The 24,519-nt window shown below is 65.9% G+C and carries 13 protein-coding genes; 3 read left to right on the plus strand and 10 right to left on the minus strand.

Annotation, left to right across the window (positions count from 1 at the left end):
* Positions 1-84: 84 nt before the first annotated feature.
* The 10 genes from glgP to BerOc1_RS13750 all read right to left on the minus strand — a co-directional run bounded on the left by glgP (position 85) and on the right by BerOc1_RS13750 (position 19,901).
* Positions 85-4,326 carry an alpha-glucan family phosphorylase gene (gene glgP / locus BerOc1_RS13705; RefSeq protein WP_071546232.1) on the minus strand — a complete coding sequence of 1,414 codons (4,242 nt, stop codon included), beginning with the start codon at positions 4,324-4,326 and terminating at the stop codon, positions 85-87.
* An 11-nt stretch (positions 4,327-4,337) separates the two neighbouring features.
* The gene (locus tag BerOc1_RS13710; RefSeq protein ID WP_071546233.1) at positions 4,338-5,540 is read right to left on the minus strand and encodes a glycoside hydrolase family 57 protein; all 1,203 of its coding nucleotides are present in this window, start codon (positions 5,538-5,540) and stop codon (positions 4,338-4,340) included.
* Entirely contained in the window at positions 5,537-6,823 is a 1,287-nt protein-coding gene (locus BerOc1_RS13715) for a glycosyltransferase family 4 protein (protein WP_071546234.1), read from the minus strand. Before BerOc1_RS13715 ends, BerOc1_RS13710 begins: the two co-directional genes overlap by 4 nt.
* A gap of 2 nt (positions 6,824-6,825) precedes the next feature.
* The gene (locus tag BerOc1_RS13720) at positions 6,826-8,784 is read right to left on the minus strand and encodes an amylo-alpha-1,6-glucosidase (RefSeq protein WP_071546235.1); all 1,959 of its coding nucleotides are present in this window, start codon (positions 8,782-8,784) and stop codon (positions 6,826-6,828) included.
* Between the two features lie 214 nt (positions 8,785-8,998).
* Complete coding sequence (locus BerOc1_RS13725) at positions 8,999-12,223, minus strand: transporter substrate-binding domain-containing protein (RefSeq protein ID WP_071546236.1); 3,225 nt, start codon at positions 12,221-12,223, stop codon at positions 8,999-9,001.
* Positions 12,224-12,371: 148 nt separating this feature from the next.
* Positions 12,372-14,036, minus strand: coding sequence for a nickel-dependent hydrogenase large subunit (locus tag BerOc1_RS13730; protein WP_071546237.1), 1,665 nt, complete (start codon positions 14,034-14,036; stop codon positions 12,372-12,374).
* Positions 14,037-14,066: 30 nt separating this feature from the next.
* Complete coding sequence (locus tag BerOc1_RS13735) at positions 14,067-15,032, minus strand: hydrogenase small subunit (protein ID WP_071546238.1); 966 nt, start codon at positions 15,030-15,032, stop codon at positions 14,067-14,069.
* A 16-nt stretch (positions 15,033-15,048) separates the two neighbouring features.
* Positions 15,049-15,453: a cytochrome c3 family protein gene (locus BerOc1_RS13740; RefSeq protein WP_084641543.1), complete on the minus strand. Its 405-nt coding sequence runs from the start codon at positions 15,451-15,453 to the stop codon at positions 15,049-15,051.
* 135 nt (positions 15,454-15,588) lie between these two features.
* Positions 15,589-18,690, minus strand: a complete 3,102-nt coding sequence (locus BerOc1_RS13745; protein ID WP_071546239.1) for an efflux RND transporter permease subunit — start codon at positions 18,688-18,690, stop codon at positions 15,589-15,591.
* Positions 18,690-19,901, minus strand: coding sequence for an efflux RND transporter periplasmic adaptor subunit (locus BerOc1_RS13750; protein WP_242653000.1), 1,212 nt, complete (start codon positions 19,899-19,901; stop codon positions 18,690-18,692). Before BerOc1_RS13750 ends, BerOc1_RS13745 begins: the two co-directional genes overlap by 1 nt.
* A gap of 366 nt (positions 19,902-20,267) precedes the next feature.
* On the opposite strand from BerOc1_RS13750, the gene hybA reads away from it, so the two are divergent.
* From hybA to BerOc1_RS13765, 3 genes are read left to right on the plus strand one after another with little or no spacing between them, the layout of a single operon-like run.
* Positions 20,268-21,176: a hydrogenase 2 operon protein HybA gene (gene hybA / locus BerOc1_RS13755; RefSeq protein WP_071546240.1), complete on the plus strand. Its 909-nt coding sequence runs from the start codon at positions 20,268-20,270 to the stop codon at positions 21,174-21,176.
* Positions 21,166-22,338 carry an NrfD/PsrC family molybdoenzyme membrane anchor subunit gene (nrfD, locus tag BerOc1_RS13760; RefSeq protein WP_071546241.1) on the plus strand — a complete coding sequence of 391 codons (1,173 nt, stop codon included), beginning with the start codon at positions 21,166-21,168 and terminating at the stop codon, positions 22,336-22,338. The genes hybA and nrfD overlap by 11 nt, the downstream gene beginning before the upstream one ends.
* Complete coding sequence (locus BerOc1_RS13765; protein ID WP_071546242.1) at positions 22,325-24,484, plus strand: tetrathionate reductase family octaheme c-type cytochrome; 2,160 nt, start codon at positions 22,325-22,327, stop codon at positions 24,482-24,484. Before nrfD ends, BerOc1_RS13765 begins: the two co-directional genes overlap by 14 nt.
* Positions 24,485-24,519 lie beyond the last annotated feature (35 nt).

The following is a 24,519-nucleotide window of genomic DNA, read 5'->3' on the forward strand; positions in this document are numbered from 1 at the left end:
GACCGCAGCGTAGCCGTCTACGTGAGGATCAGCGCCCGCCGGAAAAAATGTGCAGATGGCCCGCTATCGGAAGCCGCCCCCCCTCTAGCTCCAACGTATCAGCCTAGGATCGCATTTGTTGGCGACGCCCGGGTGAGTGGGGAGGACGCGGACGCCGTAGCGCACCGGGCCGGACTCGGACGGGCTGTAGGTGGCCTTGTAGAGCAGGGTGGAGCCCTCGCTGTGCTTGAGCTGCATGGGGATGCAGTCCAGGACGGTCTCCTCGTCCGGGGTGGCGGCCACGAATTCGACCACGATCTCCTCGGTCAGCAGTTGACCCCGGTCCACCTTGGCGGACACGGTCAGCTTGCTGCCCAGCCGGAACACGTCGCCACTGATGCCCTCCACCTGGACCTCCTTGATGTTCACCGTGGCGAACCGGCCGGGAACGCGCGTGCGCCATTCGCCCAGGCTCAGGGCCAGCTCGTTGTGGTTTCTGGAGCGCAGTTTGGCCAGCTCGATGGCGGGCAGGTACATGCCGTCGATGTAGTCGCGGACCATGCGGTGGGTGCCGTACTCCCTGAAGGCGGTCTTCATGGACGCCTTCATGCGGCGCAGCCAGGCGTGGGGCACGCCGTCGCCGCCCCGGTCGTAGAACTCGGGAACCACCTCGGACGCCAGGGTGGCGTAGAGGTTGTCCGCGTCCACGATGTCCTGGTTGACCTGGCTCTGATACACCAGCCCGCTGCCCACGGCCCATCCGTTTTGGCCGTCAAAGGCCTCGTCCCACCAGCCGTCCAGGATGGAGCAGTTGGGCACGCCGTTGACCGCGGCCTTCATGCCGCTGGTGCCGCTTGCCTCCATGAGCCGGGTCGGGTTGTTCAGCCATACGTCCGCGCCGGACACCAGCAGGCGGGCCAGGCGGATGTCGTAGCTCTCCAGGAAGATGACCCGTCCCAGGAAGTCGTCCTGCTTGGCCAGCCGGCAGATGAGGTTGATGTAGCTCGCGCCCATGGTGTCGGCCGGGTGGGCCTTGCCCGCGAAGATGATGTTCACCGGGCGATCCGCGTTGGCCAGAATCTCCTTGGCCCGCTGCAGGTTGTGGAAGAGCAGGGTGGGCCGCTTGTAGGCCGTGCACCTCCTTGCGAAGCACAGGGTCAGGTGGTCCGGGTTGAGCTCGCTCAGGAAGGTGTGCAGCCGGTTGGGCGGCTCGCCCTCGCGGGTCCACTGGTTGGCGATGGACCGGCGCACCTCGTCGTACAGCCGGTGCTTGAGGGCAACATGGGTGTCCCACAGCCGCCGGTCGTCCAGGCCGTCCAGGCACTCCCAGTCATTTTTCTCGATGAGCTCGCGGTGCACGGACAGGCTGCAGGACTCCTCGATGTCGTGGCGGACGCGCTCGTCCAGCCAGGAGGTGATGTGCACGCCGTTGGTCACGTGGCCCACCGGGATCTCGCTCAGGATGAAGCCGCGCCACAGGTCCTGCCACATGCGCCGGGACACGTCGCCGTGCAGCCGGGACACGCCGTTGCGTTTGCAGGAGAGGTGCAGGGCGAGCACGGTCATGTTCAGGTGGTCGGCCTCCTCGGCGTAGATGTGCCCGAGGTTCCACAGCCCGTCCCAGGGCACGCCCATCTCGTCGGCGTAGCCCCGGAAGTAGTTCTCCACCAGGGACTTCTCGAACCGTTCGTTGCCCGCGGGCACCGGGGTATGCATGGTGAACACGGTGTTGCCCCGGACGATCTCCTTGGCCGTGGCGAAGTCGGTTCCGTCCATGAGCATGAGGTGGCGGATGCGCTCGAAGAGCAGGAAGGCGGAGTGGCCCTCGTTGAGGTGGTAGACCGACGGGGTCACGTTCAGGGCGGTCAGCAGGCGCACGCCGCCCACGCCGAGGATGATCTCCTGCTCGATGCGCCCCTTGGAGGTCGGGTCGTAGAGCTTGGAGGTGATGTCGCGGTCCGAACGCGAGTTCTCGACCACGTCCGTATCGAGCAGGTAGAGCCGGGCCCGGCCCACATGAACCTCCCAGATCTGGGCGTACACGGTGCGGCCCGGCAGGTTCACGGTGATCATGACCTTTTCGGCGTCGTCCTTCTGCAGCGGGGTGATGGGCATGGTCGCGAAATCGTTCTGGTGGTACTCGACCACCTGGTCGCCGTTGCCGTTGATCCGCTGGTGGAAGAAGCCGTTCTTGTACAACAGGGAGATGCCGATGAACGGCAGGTTCAGGTCGCTGGCCGACTTGATGTGGTCGCCGGACAGCAGCCCCAGGCCGCCGGAGTAGACCGGGATGGACTCGTGCAAGCCGAACTCCATGGAGAAGTAGGCAACCGGGTTCTTCCAGGTGATGCCCTGCACGTCCGCGTCCGCGCTCTGGGCCATGTAGGCGTCGAACCGTTCCAGGACCGAGTCCAGGCGGCCGATGAATTCCGGGTCGCCCGCCAGTTCGTCCAGCCGGTCGCTGCGCATGGTGTCCAGGAACAGGACCGGGTTGTGGCCGCTGCCGTGCCATTTGTCCGCGTCCATCCATTCGAACAGTTCCTGGGAGTCGCGGTGCCAGACCCACCAGAGGTTTTCAGCCACGTCGCGCAGCCGGGCGAGCTGTTCGGGCAGTTCGGTGACCACGGTGAAGGAACGCAGCCTGGGTTGGGTGGTGTTCACGCCCGAGAAGCTGATCTCGGCCCCGGGCGCGGTGGCCATGCGCTGCACGCCCGCTATGCGCTCGGTGCGGATGTCGGCCGCGTATTCGTAGGCCTCCAGGTAGCGCGGGTAGAAGTGGACCCAGGTGGCCTCCTCGGCGATCCTGCGGGCCTCTGCGCTGCGCGAGGCCCGCTCCTTGGGCGTCCAGCGGGTGAAGTCGGCCAGAAAGCGGGTCAGGTTTTCGCGCGTGGTCTCGTAGTCGTCCTCCAGCCGGTTGAGGACGTGCACGCCCGGGTGGCCCTGGGGATGCTTCTCCATGATCCACTGGCCGAACCCGGCCCGGTCCGAGGTGATGGTCGGCACGGCAAAGGCCGCGCTCTCCATGGGGGTATAGCCCCACGGCTCGTAGAAGGACGGGAAGGCGGTCAGGTCCATGCCGGCCAGGGCGTCGTAGTATTCCAGGTTGAGCACGCCGTCGTTGCCGTCCAGGTAGACCGGGATGAAGATGACGCAGCAGCGGTTTCCGGGGCCGTTGTCCAGCTTGCGCTCGCGGCACTTCATGACCACGGGGTCGTGGTCCGCGTCGCCCAGGTGGTGGGTGCTGATCCCGGCGTACTTCTCGATGTCGTAGCGCTCCTGCTTCAGACGGCGCCTCGCCTCGTCGCTGAACCCGGCGTAGCCGCAGGAGACCAGCAGGAAGGCGACCACGGTGGTGTCGTTGCCCGCCTTGGCCAGTTCCTCATCCAGGTCGGCCAGTCCGTCCAGGAGCAGGTCGATGCCCTTGTTGTGAAATTCATAGCGCCCGCTGGTCGCCACCAGCAGGGTCTTGTCCGGAGCCAGGTCGCGCTCCAGGAACCGGGCGGCCAGGTCCAGGAGCTGCTCGCGCGAACTCTTGCGGGTGGCGGCCACGGCCTGGGGCTCGGCGAATCCCTTGAGGTTGAAGCCGTTGACCGTGACCACGGCCGGGTTGGTGCCGAGCAGGTTGGAGGCCTCGCGGCGGGTAATGTTGGAGACCGTGGTGAAGCAGTCCGCCTCGCGGGCCGAGACCGATTCCATGGAGTGTTTGGCCGTGACCCCGAAGGCCTTGGCCTCCTGGGACGGCTCGATCTCCTCCAGCCGTTTGTAGATGTCCACGCCCGCCCCGGACATGGCCCGGCCGAGCATGGTCGCGTGGGTGGTCAGGACCGTGGACACCGAGGGTGCCTGCTTCTTCAGGTAGAGCACGCCCGCGCCGGACATCCATTCGTGGAAGTGGGCGTAGACGTCCTCGCCGTCGCCCACGTCCTCGCTGATCTCCTTGATGGCCATGGCCGCGGCCGAGGAGAACAGGACCGGCTCGATATAGTCCCAGCCGCCCGCCATGGAGTCCACGCCGTAGTCGTTCCACAGCTGGAACAGGAGCTTGTCGTGGTTCGGGAAGGCGTTGCGGAAGCCGACGAGCAGGACCAGCGGCTTGCCGGGGATGTCCCATCGGCCGGTGGCGGTCTCCACGCCCCAGGCCTTGAGCCGCTCCAGGGCCGGGCCGATCGTCTTGGGCGGCTTCTCCTCGATGAACCCGGGATTACGGTCAAGCAGCGGGCCCACGGCTACGTATCGGTTGTCGAAGGCGGCCATGGCCTGCGGAGCCTTGCTGCTGATGACGGTGTAGATGCCGCCGACCTTGTTGCACACTTCCCAGGAAACTTCGAACAGCCAACTTGTGTCCATGGCTCTTTCTCCTAACCCTGCCGTCGGTCCGCGCCGTCCAGCCGGAGGGCGAGGTCGTTGAGCACGTTCATGTAGGTGATGAACGCCTGGTGCGGGGTTTCATAGGGGTTGAAATACTTATGCACGTCGCCGTCGGAAAACCATTTGGTGCACATGTAGTAGAAATGGTCGCTGGTCAACAGTTCGCGCCAGGTGGCGATGATATCCTCGTCCCCGGAGTCCAGGACCCTGTCCTCCAGGGCGTAGGCCAGCTCGGCAGCCTGATCCTGCATGGGGTTGCCCAGCCAGGCGGTCACGTCGCGCTCCAGGTCGGCCCAGGAGGTGAAGTAGGGCACGTCGAGCTGGGCCATGGGGTCCAGGTGCGCGGCGGCCTCGCCGGGCGTCTCGAAGGCGAAGTCGCCCCGGGACAGGACCGCCTCGGGCAGGCTCCGGAAGAATTCGAAGATGCCGGTGTCGGCCCACTGGTGCTCGCCGATGGTCTCGTAGTCCATGAACAGGTTGAGGATCTCGCCGTTGCCCGCCACCTTGTGCACCCAGTCCGCGTATTTCTCCACGGTCACGGGCCATTCGCTCCACCCCCGGTCCGAGAAGCGGAAGGCCACGTCGTCGGACAGGCGGTAGTTCTTGAGCAGGGCCTTGAGCTTGGAGCAGCCCGCGGGCTGGTACACGAAGTTGGACGAGCGCCAGCCCAGGACCTGGTCCGCGCCCTCGGCCAGGATGGCCCTGTAGCCCATCTTCTCGATCTCCAGGGCCAGGTCGTTGTTGTAGATCAGCTCGGTGTTGCGGAAGGTCACGGGTTTGGCCCCGAAGAACTCCTCGAGGATGCGGCTGTGCATCTTCACCTGGCGGCGGAACTCCTCCTTGGAGAAGAGGAAGGCCAGGGAGTGGTAGTGGGTCTCGCCGATGAACTCCACGCACCCGGTGTCGGCCAGGGCCCGGAACGAGTCCAGGACCTCGGGGCAGAACTCCTGGAACTGCTCCATGGCCACGCCGGTGATGGCGTAGGAGATGCGGAACCTGCCCTTGTGCAGCTCGATGAGGTCGAGCATCATCCGGTTGGCGGGCAGATAGCACTTGTCGGCCACCTTGCGCATGATCTCGCGGTTGGCGGCCTCGTCGCGGTAGTGGTGGCTGCGGCCCATCCGGAAGAAGGAGTAGTCCTTGTCCAGGCGCATGGGCTGGTGGACCTGGAAGTAGAAGCAGACGGATATCATGAGCGCCCTCCGGTGAGTTGCCGGTACACGTCGAGAACCTTTTCGGCGGCCCGGTCCCATTGGATCTTCTTGAGGGTTTCCCGGCCGTGCTCGACCAGGGTCCGGGCCCGTTTCTCGTCGGTCAGGATGTCCCCGATCTCGAAGGCCAGCCGGTCCACGTCCCAGAAGTCCACCTTGACCGCGTCCTCCAGGATCTCGGCCACGCCGGACTGCTTGGACACGATGCACGGCACGTCGAAGACCATGGCCTCCAGCGGGGTGATGCCGAACGGCTCGGACACGCTGGGCATGACGTACAGGTCGCTCATGGCGTAGATGCGCTCCACGTCGGTCCCGCGCACGAAGCCGGTGAAGTGGAAGCGGTCGCCCATCCTCAACTCGGCCATGCGCTCGACCATGCGCGGGAACATGTCGCCGGTCCCGGCCATGGCGAAACGCACGTCGTTGTGCTTTTCCAGGACCTTGGCCGCGGCCTCCACGAAGTAGTCCGGCCCCTTCTGGAAGGTGATCCGGCCCAGGAAGAGGACCAGCTTCTCCTTGAACGGCTTCTGCACGCGCAGCTGGCCCAGCCGCCGGTCCTTTTCCACGGCGTTGTGGACCACGGTGATCTTGGCCGGGTCTATGGAGTAGCGGTTGACGATGGTCTCCTTGGTGAAGTGGCTGACCGCGATGATCCGGTCGGCCGCCTCGAACCCGGCCCGCTCTATGTCGTAGACCCGCTGGTTGACGTGCTCGCCCGAGCGGTCGAATTCGAGCGCGTGGGCGTGGACCACCAGCGGCTTGCCCGAGACGCGCTTGGCCTCGATGCCCGCCGGGGCGGTCAGCCAGTCGTGGGCGTGGATGACGTCGAACTTCTCGGTCAACCCCAGGTGCGCGCCGATCAGGCTGTAACGCACAATCTCGGCCATGAGGTTTTCGCCGTAGCCGCCCGAGAAGTCGTTCGCGAGCTCGCCGAAGATGTCCTCGGCCGTGACCAGTTCGTTCCGCTCCAGCAGGGAGCGGTATTCGGTCTCGGTCAGGTAGGGGCGCAGAGGGGAGAGTACCTCGAGCACGGACAACCGTTCCTGGAGCTTGCGGATCTCGGACACGCCGACCTTGGCGCGCAGCCGGTTGGCCCCGACCAGGGTCAGGTGGCGCGCCTGCTCGTCGGAATCGAGCTTGGGCAGGACGAACAGGATGTCGGTCCCGAAGTGGGACAGTCCCTTGGTCAGGCCGAAGCAGGCCGTGCCCAGGCCGCCGGAGATGTATGGCGGGAATTCCCACCCGAACATGAGTACGCGCATGCCTACTTCTCCTTGAGGAGCTTGTTCAGGCGGACGGCCTCGGCCATGGACCACGCCTGGGCCACGGCCCCCTTGGGCTCATGCGGCGGGTTGCCCGTGTACAGTTCCGGCACCGCGCTGATGCAGAAGTCTTCGGGGAAGCCGCGCAGGATCGGCTTGAAGTACTTGCGCAGGAACGCCTTGGCCCCGGCGCGGTCCTCGGCCTGGCGCAGCAGGGCCTGGCCGAAGTGCCCGGCCAGCCAGGGCCAGACCATGCCCTGGTGGTAGGCGGAGTCGCGGGCGTCGGCGTCGCCCTTGTAGTAGGGCGAATAGTCCGGGTCGCGGGGCGACAGGGTGCGCAGGCCGTACGGGGTCAGCAGATGCGCCTGGACCACGCCGATGACCGCCCGCATGCGGGCGGTGTCGAGCATGGAGTGCGGCAGGGACAGGGCGAAGATCTGGTTGGGCCGGATGCGCCGGTCCTGTCCGTGTTCGTTGACCACGTCGCTCAGGCAGTTGTCGCGGTCGTTCCAGAACCGGGGGACGAAGTGGGCCTGGAGCCGGTCGGCGGCCTCAAGGGCCCGCCCGGCCAGGACGTCGTCCTCGCTTTCGGCCAGTTCCAGGAAGAAGCGCAGCGCGTTGTACCACAGGGCGTTGATCTCCACGGCCGCCCCATGGCGCGGGGTGACCGGGCGGCCGTAGGCCTGGGCGTCCATCCAGGTCAGCTGGGTGTGCTCGTTGCCCGCGAACAGCAGGCCGTCCTGGTCGAGCCCGCACAGGGGCACGCGGCCGTCCAGGTGGGCGGCCACGATGTCGCGCAGGGCCGGGTAGACCTTGTCCATGACGAATTTTTTGCTGCCCCGGGCCTTGAGGTATTCCTGCACGGCCCAGAAGAACCACAGGGAGGCGTCCACCGAATTGTAGGCCAGGTGGTCGGAGTTCTGGTCCAGGTAGTTGGGCAGCAGCCCGTCGCGGGCCAGCCCGGCGTAGGCGGCCAGGACCTCCTCGCCGAACTCCCTGCGCCCGGCGTGGAAGGTCAGGCCGGGCAGGCTGATCATGGTGTCGCGGCCCCACTCGCCGAACCAGTGGTACCCCGCGATGACCGAGGCGAATCCCGAGGCGTTGCGGATCAGGAACTGCCCGGAGAAATACTTGAGCCACTGCACGGACTTGCTGCGGTCCTTGCAGGCCTCGAATTCGGCCTCGCGCCGGGCGATCTCCTTCTTGCGCAACCGCTCCAGGTTGCCCAGCGGCTCCACGGACGCGGCGAAGATCACGGGCTTGCCCTTTTCAAGAGTGGTCTCGAACATGCCGGGGCAGAACAGGTCCTCCTGGTAGTCGAAGCCGCGCGCCCGCTCCATGAGGTATTCGACGTTGTAGACCCACTTGGGGCCGGGGAAGAACTCCGAGGCGCGGTTGGTACCCATGTACAGGGGCGGCATGGACTCGTAGGGCTGGATCTTGCGGCCATTCTTTTCGGGGTAGGACTTGGGCCGCAGGAACATGTTCTCGCGGGTCAGCTTGTGGATGTCCCGGTAGGGCAGCAGCGGACGCAGGCGCAGGGCGGGTTTGACCTTGCCCTCGAGCAGTTCGAAGCAGACCAGCACGGTGTTCTTGCCGTGGACCATGAGAAAGGATTTGCGGATGAGTGCGTCGCCGATGCGGTAGGTCGTGGACGGATAGAGGCCCTGGTCGAAGCCGTCCGCGAACTGGTGCCCGGTGGGATGGTACACGCCCGGATACTTGTTGGACGAGAGCAGGAATTCGCGGTCGTTGGCCAGGACCGAGGTTTCCAGCTTGGAGAGCAGGACGAACCGTCCCTTGGGTTGTTTGAGGGCCGCGACCAGCAGGCCGTGGTATTTCCGGGTGTGGCAATTGATGACCGTGCTGGACGCGTATCCGCCCAGCCCGTTGGCGTCGATCCATTCCTTCCGGGTCGCCGTCTCGGTGTTGACGCAGTCGTCTCTGGAAATGTGCAGCATGGTGACCACCTGTGAAAAAAAAGAGGTTGAGAAGATGGGAGCTGCCCCGGGAAGGGGTATTTCCGATTGTTCGATTTGATAGAAAAACTTTGCTAGTTGCAAGGGGAAAATGGGCGTCCGGATGATTATTTTCAAAATGGTATAGAAAAGACACGAAGCGTCCGGGGCGATTCGCCCCGGACGCTTCCGGGAAGGCGGGGAAACGGCGCCGGTGCTACATGACGGTCCGCCGGATGGCGCTCTCCAGGTCGGCCTTGTCCAGCGGCTTGGCGATGTAGTCGGTCATGCCCTTGCCCAGGAAGTTCTCGCGGTCGCCCTTCATGGCGTACGCGGTCATGGCGATGATCGGGATGGAGGTCTTGTCCGGCCCGACCTCGCCTTTGCGGATCGCCCGGGTGGCCTGCACCCCGTCCATGACCGGCATCTGGATGTCCATGAGAACCAGGTCGAAGGTCTCGTCGCGCAGGGCCGTCAGGGCCATCTCGCCGTTGTCCACGGTCCGGACCCGGTGGCCCATGCGCTTGAGCAGGCCGGACACGGCCAGGCTGTTGACCCTGTCGTCCTCGGCCAGGAGGATGTTCAGCGAGGGCGACGCCCCCCGGGGCTCGGCGGTCCGGGCCGTGCTCTCCGCCCCGTCGTCCTCGGTCGGGCGCAGTGGCACGCACAGGCAGAAGGTCGTGCCCAGGCCGGGCGTGCTGTCCACGGCCATGGTCCCGCCGAGCAGGCCGACCATGCGCTTGGAGATGGCCAGCCCCAGCCCGGCCCCCTGGTAGTGGCGGGTGAAGCCGCTGCTGACCTGGGTGAAGTGTTCGAAGATGGAGCCCATCTTGTCGTCCGGGATGCCGATGCCGGTGTCCGTGACCGTGAAGAGCACGTGGACCGTGCCCGGCCGCCGTCTGGGCAGGACCGTGACGTTCACGCCCACCAGGCCCGCCTCGGTGTACTTGATGGCGTTGCCGACGAGGTTGACCAGGACCTGCTGGAGGCGGGTGTCGTCCCCGAAGAGCAGCCCGGGCAGGCCGTCGGGCACGCTGAAGTCGAGGTTCAGTCCCTTGCTTCGGGCGGCCACGGTGAACATCTGTTCCAGCCCGGTCAGCATGTCCCTGAGGTTCAGGGGCTCCTCGCGGATGTCCAGCTTGCCCGCCTCGATGCGGGACAGGTCGAGGATGTCCGTGAGCAGCCGGGTCAGCCGTCTGCTCGCCTCTATGCCGTAGGCCGCGTATTCGGCCTGCTCGTCGGTCAGGTCCCCGGTGCGCAGGAGCTGGAGCATGCCCATGATGCCGTTGAGCGGGGTGCGTATCTCGTGGCTCATGTTGGCCAAAAACTCGGACTTCACCCGGCTGGCGGACTCGGCAAGCTCCTTGGCCTCGACCAGGGCCTTGGCCGTGTTCACCCGCTCCGTGACGTCCGAGAAGATGGTCGCGAACCGGCCCGGGGCGGGACAGAACGCGCTGACGTTGAAGTACTTGTCCATGTCCGCGGCGTAGTGTTCGAAGATGACGGGCTCGCCGGTCAGGGCCACCTTGCCGTAGGTCTCGATCCAGTACGATTCGATGCGGGGAAAGACCTCGCGCATGGTCCGCCCGAGGATCTCGGCGGCCTTGACCCCGGTCAGCCGCTCGAAGGCAGGGTTGACCCGCAGGAAGCGGTAGTCCACCGGGTTGCCCGCCTCGTCGCAGATGATCTCGTGGGAGGCGAATCCGTCGAGCATGCCGTTGAACAGGAGCTGGTATTCCGCCTCCATGAGATGCTGGCGGGTGATGTCGCGGTGGATGGAGGAGACGGTCTGGACCTTGCCGTCCGCGTCGCGCTCCGGGAAGAGCCGCCAGTCGAACCGGAACGACCGGCCGTTCCAGTCGACGTGGAATTCGGTCCCGATGGGCTCGCCGGTCTCGAACACCTTGGCGATGTGTTCGTCCATGAACCGGCTGAGATCCTCGGGCATGCCCAGTTCCCGGTTGGTCTTGCCGATGAAGTACGCCGGGGGAAAGCCCGAATACTGCTCGATGTTCTCGGAGACGAAGCGGCGGCGCAACTGCCGGTCGTAGCGCATGACGATGTCCGGCATGTTGTTGATCAGCGTGCGGTAGAGGTTTTCGCTCTCGTTTAAGGCCTCCTCGATGCGCTTGGTTTCGGTGATGTCCATGGCCGCGGCCAGGACCACCGGGGAGCCGTCCATGTCCCGGAACGGAACGTTGTGCACCAGCAGGGTTCGGCCGTCGGGCTCCAGCTTCTCCCAGGTCAGGGCCTCGCCCGATTGAAGGACCTGCTTCGCCCTGCACGTCACGCACGGGGCGGGACTGCCGTACAGGACCTCGTGGCAGGGCCTTCCCGTGTCCTTGTCATGCCCGCAGCGGAAGTGCTCGTTGGCAAAGGTGATCTCGTGCTTCCCGGTCTGCAGGTAGACGGACAGGGGCAGGTGGTCCAGCAGGGAGTGCATCCACTCCCGGCTTCTGGCCACCTGGGCTTCGGCACGCTTGCGCTGCTCGACCTCCTCGCGCAGGTGGGCGGTCTTCCGGTTGACCTGGATCTTGAGGAAGACCAGGCCGCCCAGGGCCATGAGCAGGGCCGCAGGCAGGACGAAGACCAGGGCCTGGCCGGCCACCTGCGTGAAGGAAGGTTCGGGGCGGGGCAGGATGGGCCCGAACCATTTGAGGTACAGCCGGTCGTAGGTTCCGTCGGCAAAGACGGCGGACAGCCCTTCGTTCAGCCGGGCCAGCAGGGCGTGGTTGCCCTCGGGCACGGCCAGGCAGAACTTCTGCACGAATCCGGTCATGTCGTGGCCTTCGGGCCGCAAGGTCGGGTCCAGGGGCCGGGCCCGGACGTCCTCGATGTTTTTCAGGCCGAGCTTCTTGATGATCTGCCAGCCGACCACCTGCTGCACCAGGACCGCGTCGTAGCGGCCCTCGGAGAGCAGGGTCATGGCCTCGCCGTAGCTCTCGGTCAGGACGAGTTTGCCGGCCAGGTGATTGCGCTCGGCGTATTCCTGGGCCGTGTCCCCGCGCATGACCAGGACCGTCTTGTCCTTGAGGTCCCCCTCGTTCTCGATGCCCTTGGTCCCCTCGCGCACGAAGATGGAGCCGTGCATCTGCAGGTAGGGGATGGAAAAGTCGAAGTAGACGTCGCGCTCGCGGGAGTAGGAGACCAGGGGCAGGACGTCGAGCCGACCGTCGGCCAGCTCCTGCTTGATCTCGGCCCAGGGCGCGGTCTTGAAGCGGATTTTGAGCCCGGCCTTTTCGGCCACGGCCCGGAGCAGCTCCACGGAGAAGCCGTCCGCCGTGCCGTCGGGCAGGGCCAGGGCGAAGGGCGGATAGTCGAGTTCGCTGGCCGACCTCAGGACCTTCGGGACGGTCCCCTGGGCAGCGGGCGCGGGAACGGCCGCAAGACAAGCCAGCGCCGCCAGGAGAACGGTGTGCAGGATGGAACGAAAGGGGCCCATATGGTATCCGCCGATGCCGTTTGCAGGGAGAACCTGTCGATTATCCCCATAATAGAACATCTTTCACTCGGGTCAAATGAAAATTGAGTGCGGGAAGATGACCGTCCGGCGGGACAGGGGCCGGATTCATGTCCGGCCCCTGTTCGGTTTAGCGTATCTTGAACTTCCGTATGCCGCCGCTGCGGTTGTCCACCATGTGGACCGAGCAGGCGATGCACGGGTCGAACGAGTGGATGGTGCGCAGGATCTCCACCGGGCGCTCCGGATCCGGGCAGGGACAGCCGATCAGGGACTGCTCGGCGGCGCTGAGCTTGTCGTTCTCGCAGCGGGGGCCGAGGTTCCAGGTGGACGGGACGACCATCTGGAAGTTTTCGATCACCCCGCCCTTGATGCGGATCCAGTGGGACAGGGCGCCCCGGGTGACGCAGCAGGTGCCCACGCCTCTGGCCTCGTCGACCATCTTCCACGGCTTGTATATGTCCGTGTCTCCGGCCTTGACGCGCTTTTCGGTCTCGTCGATCCAGCCCTGCATGCGGTTGATGAGCATGCTCGTCTCGACCACGCGGCAGACCGTGCGGCCCATGGTGGAGAAGAGCTGTTCCGGCTTCATGGACGCGGCCTTGAAAAAGGCGTCCAGCATGGTCCGGGTCTCCTTCTCCTTGCGCGCGTAGGCCAGGGCGCGGCGGGCCAGCGGCCCGGTCTCCATGGCCTCGCCCTTGTAGCGCGGGGCCTTGGACCAGGAGTACTTCTCCTTGTCGTCGTAGCTCGTGTACATGGGCCGGGTCTCGCCGTCGTAGGGTTTGCGCACCGTGTCGCCCTCGTACCAGCTGCGGGCCACGTGCTCGTCGATCAACCCCATGTCCAGGCTCTCGTGTTTGGACAGGTCGTTGCCCCAGAGCACGCCGGACGCGAAGTAGGGATCCTTGCCGCTTTCCGGGTCGTGGAAATCGGAGAAGGCGAAGAAGTTCGAAGTCCTGCCGTAGGTCAGGGCCTCGGGGAACCGCTTGGCCATGAGCAGGACGTCCGGCATCATGGCGTTGTCCACGAACTCCTTGGTCTTGGCCCATATCTGGCGGAAGTGGTCCACGACCTCCGGGCGCAGGCTGTCGTAGCAGGTCACCCCGCCCACGACCATGGACTGTGCGTGGGGGTTCTTGCCCGCGAACAGGGCCATGGCCCGGCCCAGCTCGAGCTGGATGCGCAGCCCCTCGATGTAGTGGGCCGCCAGGATCAGATTCTCCTCGGGCGTGCACCGGTAGACCGGGTTGCCGCCCAGGAAGTAGGCGTTTTCCAGGAACCCGAGCTGGCCGCCGGCCACGAACTCCTTGAGCCGCTTGCGGACGATGAACAGGTTGCTCGGGTCGCTGTCGCGGTTGCTGGCGGCGGCCACGATCTTGCCCGCCTCGACCGGGTCGGCGTTCAGGGCCGAGGCCATGTCGATCCAGTCCAGCCCGTGCAGGTGGTAGTAGTGCACCAGGTGGTCGTGGATGATCAGGGTGGACAGGATCAGGTGACGGACCAGCTGGGCCAGGGGGGGCGCCTTCAGCTTGAGGGCGTCCTCGATGGCCCGGATGGAGGTCAGGGCATGGGTGTTGGTGCACACCCCGCAGGCCCGTTGGGTGAACAGGGGGGCGTCCTCGGGCGGGCGGCCCTTGAGGATGACTTCGATGCCCCGGAAGAGCTGGGTGGAGACCCAGGCGTTCTTGACGCGGTCGTTTTCCAGTTCCACCTCGACCTTGAGGTGGCCTTCGATTCTCGACACCGGGTCGACGATCAGCCGTTTCCCGGCGGTGGTGGCAGTGGTCTGGCTCATGCGGAATTTCCTCCTTCCAGATGGCGCGGGTTAACCCTTGGGGCGGTCTTCGATGGGGTGGAAGAACGGCGAATAGTCGTCCCAGAAGTTGGGTTCGCTGCAACCGATGCACGGAGCGCCCGCCTTGACCGGCCAGTTGACCTGATTGAACAGGGCCGTGGGGCAGTTGTTGTAGGTGTACGGCCCCTTGCAGCCGAGCTGGTACAGGCACCATCCCTTCTTGGCCTCCGGGCTGTCGAAGCTCGGGGCGAATTCGCCGCGGTTGAAGTGCTCCTGCCTCGGGCAGTGGGCGTGGACCGTGTCGCCGTAGAACATGACCGGCCGGTTCCAGTGATCGAGTTTGGGCATGCCCTTGGTCAGCAGGTGGACCACGGTGCCCACGAAGTTCATGGGGTTGGGCGGACAGCCCGAGATGTTGATGGCCGAGACGCCCACCGCTGCCAGGGCCTGGTTGACGCCCTTGGCCCCGGAGGGGTTGGGCGCGGCGGCCTGCACCCCGCCGAAGCAGGCGCAGGAGCCCATGGCGATGGTCGCCTTGGCCTTGGCGGCCACCCGGGCGCAGAGCTGGAACATGGTCTCGCCGCCGACCTTGCCGTACTCGCCCCCGTGGAAGGTGGGGATGCCGCCTTCGATGACGCAGACGTATCCTTCGGGATTGGCGATGGCCTTTTCAAGGGCGGCGTGGGCGGCGTGGCCGGATGCGGCCATGACCGTCTCGCAATAGTCCAGGGAAATGGTGCTCATGATGATCTCGTCGAAGAACGGCTCGTAGGCGCGCAGCAGCCCCTCGGTGCAGCCCGTGCACTCGGCGCAGTGCAGGTAGACCACCGAAGGCCGCTTCTTGGACATGAGCGCCTCGGCGACGGCCGGGGCGAAGGCCGGGCCCATGCCCATGAACACGGCCATGGCGCCGCAGAACTTCATGAACTCCCGGCGGCTCGGCTTGGGCCCGCCGGCCAGCATCTTGAGTGCGTCGAATCTCTTCCCGTTCGGCATGATTTCCTCCTTGGGGCTACTTCTTGGGCCTGTGGCAGGCAGTGGTGCAGCCCACCGGGTTCTTGCCGCCTTCGGTTCGCATGCGCGTGTGACAGCCCAGGCAGCTCGGCGGCCCCGGGGAATGCCAGGCGCGGTAGAAGCCAGAGGCCTCGTTGGGATCGTCGTCGGTGTGGCATTGCCTGCACGCGACGAACTGCCCCAGGGTCTTGTCGGATTCCTTGTGGTGACAGTCCCGGCAGGCCCGCCGGATGGCGTGGAAGCCGTGCGGGAATTTGACCGGCGTGATCCAGGTGTTCAGAGCCTGGTTGCCTTTGGGGCGTGTGAGGACGATTTGGTCGGGCACCTCATAGGCCAGCGCCGCCGTGACGGTGATGGCGGCCATCGCGGCCGCCGAGGCGAAGAGCAGTATCTTTCGGAACATAAACCCTCCGGTGCGAAAAGTGGACGGAACCATGACCGACCATAGCAAATACGGGAGGGGCGCATATTATAGATTGCGCTCGTGAGCGAAGAAAAAGCGGGAGATTCGACCCGCCCGGGCGGGGCCGCTGGACTCCTATTCGGCCCGGGCCCGCTTTCCGGTCCGGGCGAAGAGCCGGTTCAGGCGCTGCTGGGCCGCGTCCAGGTACATGTAGTAGACAGGGGTGAAGTACAGGGTCAGGAGCTGGGAGACCAGCAGCCCGCCGACCACGGCCAGACCCAGGGGACGCCGGGCCTCGGCCCCGGCGCCCAGGCCGAGCGCGATGGGCAGGGTGCCCATGAGCGCGGCCATGGTGGTCATCATGATCGGCCTGAAGCGGATGAGCGCGCCCTCGCGGATGGCCTGGACCGCGCCCTGGCCGTGCACGCGCTGGGCCTCCACCGCGAAGTCGATCATCATGATCGCGTTCTTCTTGACGATGCCGATGAGCATGATGATGCCCACGAATCCGTAGATGTTCAGGTCGAGCCCGAAGAGCATGAGCGTGAGCAGCGCGCCCACGCCCGCCGAGGGCAGGCCGGAGAGGATGGTCAGCGGGTGGACGAAGGATTCGTAGAGCACGCCGAGCACCAGGTAGATGACCAGGATGGCCATGACCAGCAGGACCCACAGCCCGCGCATGGAGTCCTGGAACGCCTGGGCCTCGCCCTGGAAGCTGGTGGACACGGAAGCGGGCACCACCTCGGCCGCAAGCCCCGAGACCGCGCTCACGGCCGAGCCGAGCGACTCGCCCGGCTCCAGGTTGAAGGAGATGGTCGCGGACGGCAGCTGGCCCGAGTGGTTGACGGACAGCGGCCCCACGCCCAGCCCCCATTTGGCCAGGGTCTCAAGGCGCACGAGCTTGCCGTTCTGGGAGCGCACCGAGAGCATGGCCAGGGCGTCCGGGTTGGACTGGTACTCCGGGGCCAGCTCCATGATCACGTCGTAGGTGTCGGTGGGCGCGTAGATGGAGGAGATCTTGCGGTTGCCGAACGAGGTCGACAGGGCGTCCTCGATCTGGAAGGCGGAGATGCCCAGCGCCGAGGCCTTGTCGCGGTCGATGTCGATGTTCAGCTCCGGGTTGTCGAACTCCATGTCCGAGGAGACGTCCTGGATGCCGGGCAGGTCATGCATGCGTTTTTCCATGTCCGCCGCGGCCTTGAAAAGCAGGTCGGTGTCCGGGCTCTGCAGGGTGTACTGGTACTGGCCCTTGGAGCTGCGTCCGCCGATGCGGATGGCCGGGGGGTTGGACACGTAGGCCCGGATGCCCGGCACCTGCGAGAGTCTGGCCCGCAGCCGCTGCTGTACGGCGTCGATGGGACCGCGCTCGCTCCTCGGCTTGAGGTCGACCATCAGCCGCCCGGAGTTGCCGCCCCGGTTGGGGCCGCCCCCGCCGACCACGGACATGTAGTTCTCCACGGCCGGGTCCTTGGCCAGGATGCCCATGAGCTCCTGTTGGCGGCGCTTCATGATGTCGAAGGCCACACCCTGTTCGGCCTCGGTGCGGACGATCAGCCGCCCGGCGTCCTCGGTGGGCAGAAAGCCCTTGGGGATGGCCCGGAACAGGACCACGGTCAGGGCCAGGACCAGGATGGAGGCGAGCATGGTCAGCCGGTGGTGCCTGATCGTCCAGTCCAGGGTCCGGGCGTAGACGTCGTGCAGCCCGTTGAAGCCCCGCTCGAAGAGATTGAAGAGCCTGCCGTGGCGTTTCTCGCCCGAGTGCGGCCTGATGATCAGGCTGCACAGCATGGGGGTGAGCGTCAGGGAGACCAGCCCGGAGATGAGGATGGAGGCGCAGATGGTCACCGCGAATTCGTGGAACAGGCGGCCCACGATGCCGCCCATGAAGAGCACGGGCAGGAACACGGCGGCCAGCGAGATGGTCATGGACACGATGGTGAAGGCGATCTCCTTGGAGCCGTCCATGACCGCCTCCATGGTCGGCTTGCCCATCTCCCCGTGACGGACGATGTTTTCGAGCATGACGATGGCGTCGTCCACCACGAAGCCCACGGACAGGGTCAGGGCCATGAGCGAGATGTTGTTCAGGGAAAATCCGTAGAGGTACATGACCGCGAAGGTGCCGATGACCGACATGGGCAGGGCCAGGCTCGGGATGATCGTGGCCGACATTCTGCGCAGGAAGATAAAGATGACCGTGATGACCAGGGCCACGGTGAGCAGCAGGGTGAACTGCACGTCCTCGATGGACTCCTTGATGGACTCGGAGCGGTCGTAGAGCACGTTGAGGTCGATGGCCGCGGGCAACTGGGCCTGGAACGAGGGCAGCAGATCGCGAACGGCCTGGACCACCTCCACGGTGTTGGTGCCGGGCTGGCGCTGGATGGCCAGGATCATGCCGGGCTGGCCGTTGTACCAGTTGCGCCGTCTCGTCTGCTCCACGGAGTCGAACACGAGGGCCACGTCCGAGAGGCGCACGGGCGCGCCCTGTCGCCAGGCCACCACCAGGGGTTTGTAGTCCTCGGCGTTCATCAGCTTGCCGCTGGACCGGACGATGTATTCGCGCACCGGCCCGGACACGGTGCCCACGGGCAGGTTGACGTTGCCCCTGCGCACGGCCTCGGCCACCTCGTCCACGCCCAGCTCCATGGCCGAGAGCTTCTCGGGCGAGAGCTGGATGCGCACCGCGTACTTCTGGGAGCCGTAGACCATGACCTGGGCCACGCCGTTGACCATGGAGATGCGCTGGGCCATGAAGTTCTCGGCGTACTCGTTGACGTCGGACAGCCGCATGGTCGGCGAGGAGAGCGAAAGATAGAGGATGGGCGAGTCCGCCGGGTTGACCTTGCGGAAGCTCGGCGTGGAGGTCATGTCGTCGGGCAGCCGCCGCAGGGCCGTGGTGATGGCCGACTGCACGTCCAGCGCCGCGTCGTCGATGTTCCGCTCCAGGTCGAACTGCAGGGTGATGCGCGTGTTCCCCAGGTTGGAGATGGAGGTCATGGAGTCCAGGCCCGCGATGGTCGAGAATTGCTTTTCCAGAGGGTTGGCCACGGACGAGGCCATGGTCTCGGGGTTGGCCCCGGAGAGCTGGGCCGAGACCTCGATGGTCGGGAAGTCCACGCTGGGCAGGTCGCTGACCGGCAGGCGCAGGTAGGCCATGACGCCGAAGACCAGGATGGCGATCATGACCAGGGAGGTCATGACCGGGCGGCGGACGAAGATGGCGGACGGGTTCATTATTGCCCGTCCTTGGCCGGTCCCTTGCCCGCGCCGACATTCCCGCCGCTCTTGATGGACACCCTGGCCCCGGGGCTCAGCCCCACCTGACCGTCCAGGACCACCAGTTCGCCGGACTCGATTCCGGAGTCCACGACCGTGCGCTTGCCCACGATGTGGGAGGTGGCGACCTGTCTGGCCTCCACCGCGCCGGCGGCCGGGTCGCCGCCGTCCGGCTTGACCACGTATACGTACGGTCCCTCCATGCCCTGGAGCACGGCCCCGGTGGGCAGGAGCAGGGCTCCTTTCAGGGTGCGCAGGGTCAGTTCCACCCGGGCGAACTGGCCGGGCCAGAACCGGGTGTCCTCGTTGGGGTAGGAGGCCAGCAGCCGGATGGTGCCCGTGGTCGTGTCCACGGCGTTGTCCACGGCCGCCAGGTCCGCCTCGACCGGCGTGGAGCTCGTCCCGGACGGGGTGATGGACACGCGCAGGGGCCCCTGCCCGCGGCGTTCCATGATCTCGCCCAGGTAGCGCTCGGGCAGGGTGAAGGAGACGTTGATCGGCCTGATCTGGTTGATGACGCACAGGGTGCGGTCGTCGTTGGCCTTGATGACGTTGCCCACGTTGACGCGGACGATGCCCACGCGCCCGGAGATGGGGGCGCGGATGGCCGCGTAGTCGCGGTCCAGGCGGGCCTTTTCCAGGGCGGCCTCGTTGAGCCGGATGGTGTTCTCCAGGGACGTGGCCTCGGCGAATGTGTTGTCGTACTGCTCCTGGGCGACCACGTTCAGGTCGCGCAGCTTGGAGTAGCGGCGCAGGTCCTCCTTGGCCTTGTCCAGGTGGGCGCGGTCGCGGTCGAGCCGCGCCTGGGCCTCCTTCACGGCCAGGTCGAAGGACCGGGAATCCACCTGGAAGAGCAGGTCGCCCGCCTCCACGTCCTGGCCGTTCTGGACCAGCTGCCTGTCGATGATGCCGCCCACCCGGGACTTGACCTCCACCGAGGCCAGCGGGCTGACGTTGCCCACGGCGGACAGGGTCACGGGCACGTCCTCGCGTACCGCGGCCACGGCCGTGACCGGGACCACCCGTTCGCGCCGGGACTTCTTGTCGTCGCCCCCGCAGGCCGCGAGCAGGCAGGCGAGGAGCAGGCAGAGCAGTCCGGCCGGGAGCTGGCCGGGGACCCGGCATCGGGGCCGGTTTCCGTCGTGTTCAGGAAAATGCGAACGAGGCACATGCCCTCCAGGTCGGCAGCTCCGCATAAGGCGGGAGCCGTATGTCCGTCCGGCCGCCGAAGGCCGACGGACGGTTGTTCAATTCATACTGTCCGCGTTTATAATTGCAAAGAATCACAAACACAATGGGTCCCCGCGCGGGAAAACGCGCCGGGACGGCCGGGCATTGTCACCGCCCGGGGAATCAGCTTGTGAAAACGGCGGGTTGGTGCGGCCGGAGCAGGGGGGGCGGGCGCATTTTTTCGGCGGGCGCATCCGGAAAATGTTTTGCGAATATTGATCGGGATCAATGTGACGAAAGGGTAATTCTCCTATGGTATATGCGTGAATAGTCAACAATGGACTGTAATCTTAGGAGGTATACCAATGACAATCACCCGCAGAGGATTTCTGGGGGCGTTGGGGATCGCGGGGGCGGCCTCGACCCTGCCCGGGAATGCGCAGGCGTGGCAGTCCAAGGCGCCGCCCGATCCCTTCGGCTGTCTGGTGGACCTGACCCGGTGCGTGGGCTGCCGCAAGTGCGAGCAGGCTTGCAACGAGGTCAACGAGCTGCCCGAACCGGCCGTGAAGTTCGACGACCTGACCGTCCTGGACGCCAAGCGGCGGCCGGACCAGGACGCCTTCACGGTCATCAACCGTTATTACACGGGCCGCATCGACGACCGCGACAAGCTGGTGCCCACCTATGTCAAGGTCCAGTGCATGCACTGCCAGGACCCGGCCTGCGTCTCGGCCTGCATCACCGGGGCCCTGACAAAAAAGGAAAATGGGGCCGTGCACTACGACGTGGACAAGTGTATCGGCTGCCGTTACTGCATGGCCGCCTGTCCCTTCGAGATCCCGGCCTACGAGTACGACCGGCCCATTTGGCCCCGGGTGCGCAAGTGCACCTTCTGTTTCGAGCGCATCTCCAAGGAAGGGGGGAAGCCCGGCTGCGCCTCCATCTGTCCGGTGGAGGCCATCACCTTCGGCAAGCGCTCGGAGCTGCTGCGCCTGGCCAAGAATCGCATCGAAAGCGACCCCGGCAAGTACGTGGACCACGTCTACGGCGAACACGAGGTGGGCGGCACGAGCTGGCTGTACATCTCGGGCGTGGACTTCCGGAAGGTCGGCTTCCAGGAGCTGCCCGACCGGCCCATGCCGCAGACCACGGAGACCATCCAGAGCGCGCTGTTCAGCTATTTGTGGTCGCCGCTGGCCCTGTTCGGGGTCCTGGGGGCGGTCATGGGCGTGACCTCTCGCAAGCATGACAAGGAGGACGGCCATGACGCATAAGCCGCAACCCGTTGACCGGCCGTTCTGGACGCCGGGCGTGCTGGTCATGCTGGCCCTGATGATCGCGGCCGGAGTGACCCTGGTCATCCGCTACACCTATGGGCTGGCCGCCGTGACCAACCTGAGCAACCACTATCCCTGGGGCATCTGGATCGGCCTGGACGTGGCCTCGGGCGTGGCCCTGGCCGCGGGCGGCTTCACCACCGCCTTCCTGTCCCACATCCTGGGCCGCCGCTATTACGAGGCCGTGACCCGGCCCGCGCTGCTGTCCGCCGCCCTGGGCTACACCTTCGTGGCCCTGGCCGTGACCTTCGACGTGGGCCGTTCCTGGGCCATCTGGAAGCCGGTCTTTTATCAGAACCACACCTCGGCCCTGTTCGAGGTGGCCATGTGCGTCATGGCCTACGTGACCGTGCTGTGGATCGAGTTCATTCCGGTCCTGGCCGAACGGCTGGGCGGGAAGATCAGGCTGCTGGCCTATCTCGACCGCATCCTGGATAGGACCATGTGGGTCTTCATCATCCTCGGGGTGGTATTGTCCTGCATGCACCAGTCCAGCCTGGGCACCCTGATGGTCATCGCCCCGACCAAGACCTCGCCGCTGTGGGCCACGCCGCTGCAGCCGCTGCTCTTCCTGACCTCGGCCTTTGCCGTGGGCTATCCCATGGTCGTGGTCGAGACGACCCTCGCCACCTCCTCGCTCAGGCTGGAGTCCGAGATGAACGTGCTCTCGCCGTTGTCGAGGATCACCATCCTGCTGCTCGGCGTGTACATGGCCCTCAAGCTCGGCGACCTGATCTCGCGCGGGGCCTACGCGACCCTGCTGGACGGCTCGGCCCAGAGCAACTCCTTCATGGTCGAGGTGGGGCTCGGCGTGATCCTGCCGTGGATCATGCTGCTGTTCCCGGCGGTGCGCCGTTCGCGCAGGTGGCTTTTCATCGCGGCCCTGCTCATCGTCTCGGGCGTGATGCTCAACCGGTTCAACGTGTTCGTGGTCTCGTTCAAGGCTCCGTACGCGACCCATCCGTACTACCCGGCCATCGGCGAGATACTCGTCACCGCCGGGGCCGTGGCCACGATCTTCTTCCTCTATAGGTTGATCGTGACCTGGTTCCCGGTGCTTTCCGCCCAACCGCAGGAGGTGTCCCGTGACCAAGCTTAGCCCGCGGCTCATGGCCATCTTCCTGATCGCGATCCTGGGCACCGCCGTGTGCGGATTCGCCGCGCCCGCGCCCGCTCCGGCCGCCGTCGAACCCGTGGAGAAGTCCCGCAAGGACCTGACCCCCAGGCCGGACGGATGGACGCCCGCCGACCAGGTCAAGGCCGAGGAGGAGGCGAAAAAGGAATACCCGTTCGTCAAGGATGTGCTCATGGAGGATCTGCCCCTGCGCCAGCAGCGTCTGCGCGGGCTGGGGCTCGGGCTCAAGGACGTCAAGCGCAGCTACATGCTGCTCGACAGCCCCTACGCGGACACTTTCGAGCGCAAGTACGGACCCGTGCGCTTCATGCACGCCAAGCACGCGGCCGCCCTGGACGGCGACTGCGCGGCCTGCCACCACCTGCGCCCGGCGGACGAGAGCGCGCCGGAGACCGTGGCCTGCCGCGCCTGCCACCAGGACAACCGCCAGGAGGACGGCAGGGAGCGCATCGGGCTCAAGGCCGCCTACCATATGCAGTGCATGAACTGTCACGAGAAGATGAAGAAGGGGCCGGTCAGTTGCGAGGGGTGTCACGCCAAGCGCCCGACGGACCATCGGGAGCTGGTCAAGCTCCCGGAGAACCCGACCCCGCAGCAGGTCACCAAGGAGTGCCTGCGCTGCCACGAGCAGGCGGGCGAGGACATGCTGACCACGGCCCACTGGCTGTGGCGCGGCCCGTCGCCGTACACGGTGGAACACCGCAAGAGCGTCATGTCCGGCAAGGGCACGACCACCCTGAACAACTTCTGCCTGTCGGCCATCAGCAACGAGAAGCGCTGCACCTCCTGCCACGCCGGATACGGCTGGAAGGACAATACATTCGACTTCTCCAACCGGGAGAACATGGACTGCCTGGTCTGCCACGACACCACGGGCAGCTACAAGAAGGCCCCGCCCGCGGCGGGCATGCCCGATCCCAAGGTGGACATGGTCTACGTGGCCCGAAACGTCGGCCCGACCAGCCGCAAGACCTGCGGCGTCTGCCACTTCAGCGGCGGCGGGGGCGACGCGGTCAAGCACGCGGACATGTCGGCTCAGCTGTACTGGCCGGACCGCAATTGCGACGTGCACATGGGCGGCTACGACTTCCAGTGCGTGGAGTGCCACAAGACCCGCAACCACAAGATCTCGGGCCGGTCCACCTCCGTGCCCGTGTCCGAGGGGACCCGGGCCTGCGAGGACTGCCACACGTCCAGTCCGCACTACGGCGACAGCCTGCTGGACCACCACCTGAACAAGCACTGCGAGACCGTGGCCTGCAACACCTGCCATTCGCCCATCTACTCCAAGTGCGCGGCGACCAAGACCTGGTGGGACTGGTCCACGGCGGGCGACAAGCAGCGCGCGGTGCACAAGGACAAGTACGGCAAGCCGGACTATAACTGGATGAAGGGCGACTTCCGCTGGAAGGAGGCGTCCAAGCCGGTCTACGCCTGGTTCAACGGGTTCATGGAGCGCCGCCTGCTGGGCGACCCCATCGAACCGGCGGCCAGGGGATTCCGCCCGGGCGAACAGCCGACCCCGGCGCGGAAGGCCGACATGGTGGTCACGGACATCACCCGGCCCGTGGGTTCGCTCAAAGACCCGCGCTCCAAGATCACGCCGTTCAAGATCATGTCGGGCATCCAGCCAGCGGACGCCGTGAACCGCTACCTGCTGGTGCCGCACCTCTTCCCCTACGACAAGGAGGACACGGCCGCCTTCTGGAAGGGCACCGACTGGCAGGCGGCCTTCAGGGAAGGCATGGCCAAGGCGGGCCTGCCCTACAGCGGGGAGTACATGTGGGTTGCCACCAACATGTACTGGCGCATCGAGCACGAGGTCATGCCCAGGGAGCACGCCCTGTCCTGCGTGCAGTGCCACCAGAGCCTCAAGGGCGAGCGCACCTGCGACCGCTGCCACCAGGACTCCCGGGAAGCGAAGTTCCGCGAGCTGACGGAAAAGGGCGCGGACTTCGAACTGCTCCGGATGATGGGCCGCGACGTGGGCGAGCTGATCGGCAAGTCGGACTACATCGACTTCAAGAGGCTGGGCTACAAGGGCGACCCGATCCTCTACGGCGGGCGCTTCACCAGGCTGCCGCTGGGCCGTGGTCCGGACGCGAAGTAGTCGGCATAAAACAAACAAAAAGGCCCGGAGTCCTT

It is taken from the genome of Pseudodesulfovibrio hydrargyri (assembly GCF_001874525.1).
In the GTDB taxonomy this organism is placed as follows: domain Bacteria; phylum Desulfobacterota; class Desulfovibrionia; order Desulfovibrionales; family Desulfovibrionaceae; genus Pseudodesulfovibrio; species Pseudodesulfovibrio hydrargyri.

Excerpts from the sequence above, each read along its gene's own strand:
- BerOc1_RS13740 (WP_084641543.1), bottom strand. The coding sequence starts at position 15,453 with ATGTTCCGAAAGATACTGCTCTTCGCCTCGGCGGCCGCGATGGCCGCC.
- BerOc1_RS13730 (WP_071546237.1), bottom strand. The coding sequence starts at position 14,036 with ATGAGCCAGACCACTGCCACCACCGCCGGGAAACGGCTGATCGTCGAC.
- BerOc1_RS13720 (WP_071546235.1), bottom strand. The coding sequence starts at position 8,784 with ATGCTGCACATTTCCAGAGACGACTGCGTCAACACCGAGACGGCGACC.
- BerOc1_RS13710 (WP_071546233.1), bottom strand. The coding sequence starts at position 5,540 with ATGATATCCGTCTGCTTCTACTTCCAGGTCCACCAGCCCATGCGCCTG.
- BerOc1_RS13715 (WP_071546234.1), bottom strand. The coding sequence starts at position 6,823 with ATGCGCGTACTCATGTTCGGGTGGGAATTCCCGCCATACATCTCCGGC.
- BerOc1_RS13725 (WP_071546236.1), bottom strand. The coding sequence starts at position 12,223 with ATGGGCCCCTTTCGTTCCATCCTGCACACCGTTCTCCTGGCGGCGCTG.
- BerOc1_RS13735 (WP_071546238.1), bottom strand. The coding sequence starts at position 15,032 with ATGCCGAACGGGAAGAGATTCGACGCACTCAAGATGCTGGCCGGCGGG.
- BerOc1_RS13745 (WP_071546239.1), bottom strand. The coding sequence starts at position 18,690 with ATGAACCCGTCCGCCATCTTCGTCCGCCGCCCGGTCATGACCTCCCTG.
- hybA (WP_071546240.1), top strand. The coding sequence starts at position 20,268 with ATGACAATCACCCGCAGAGGATTTCTGGGGGCGTTGGGGATCGCGGGG.
- nrfD (WP_071546241.1), top strand. The coding sequence starts at position 21,166 with ATGACGCATAAGCCGCAACCCGTTGACCGGCCGTTCTGGACGCCGGGC.
- glgP (WP_071546232.1), bottom strand. The coding sequence starts at position 4,326 with ATGGACACAAGTTGGCTGTTCGAAGTTTCCTGGGAAGTGTGCAACAAG.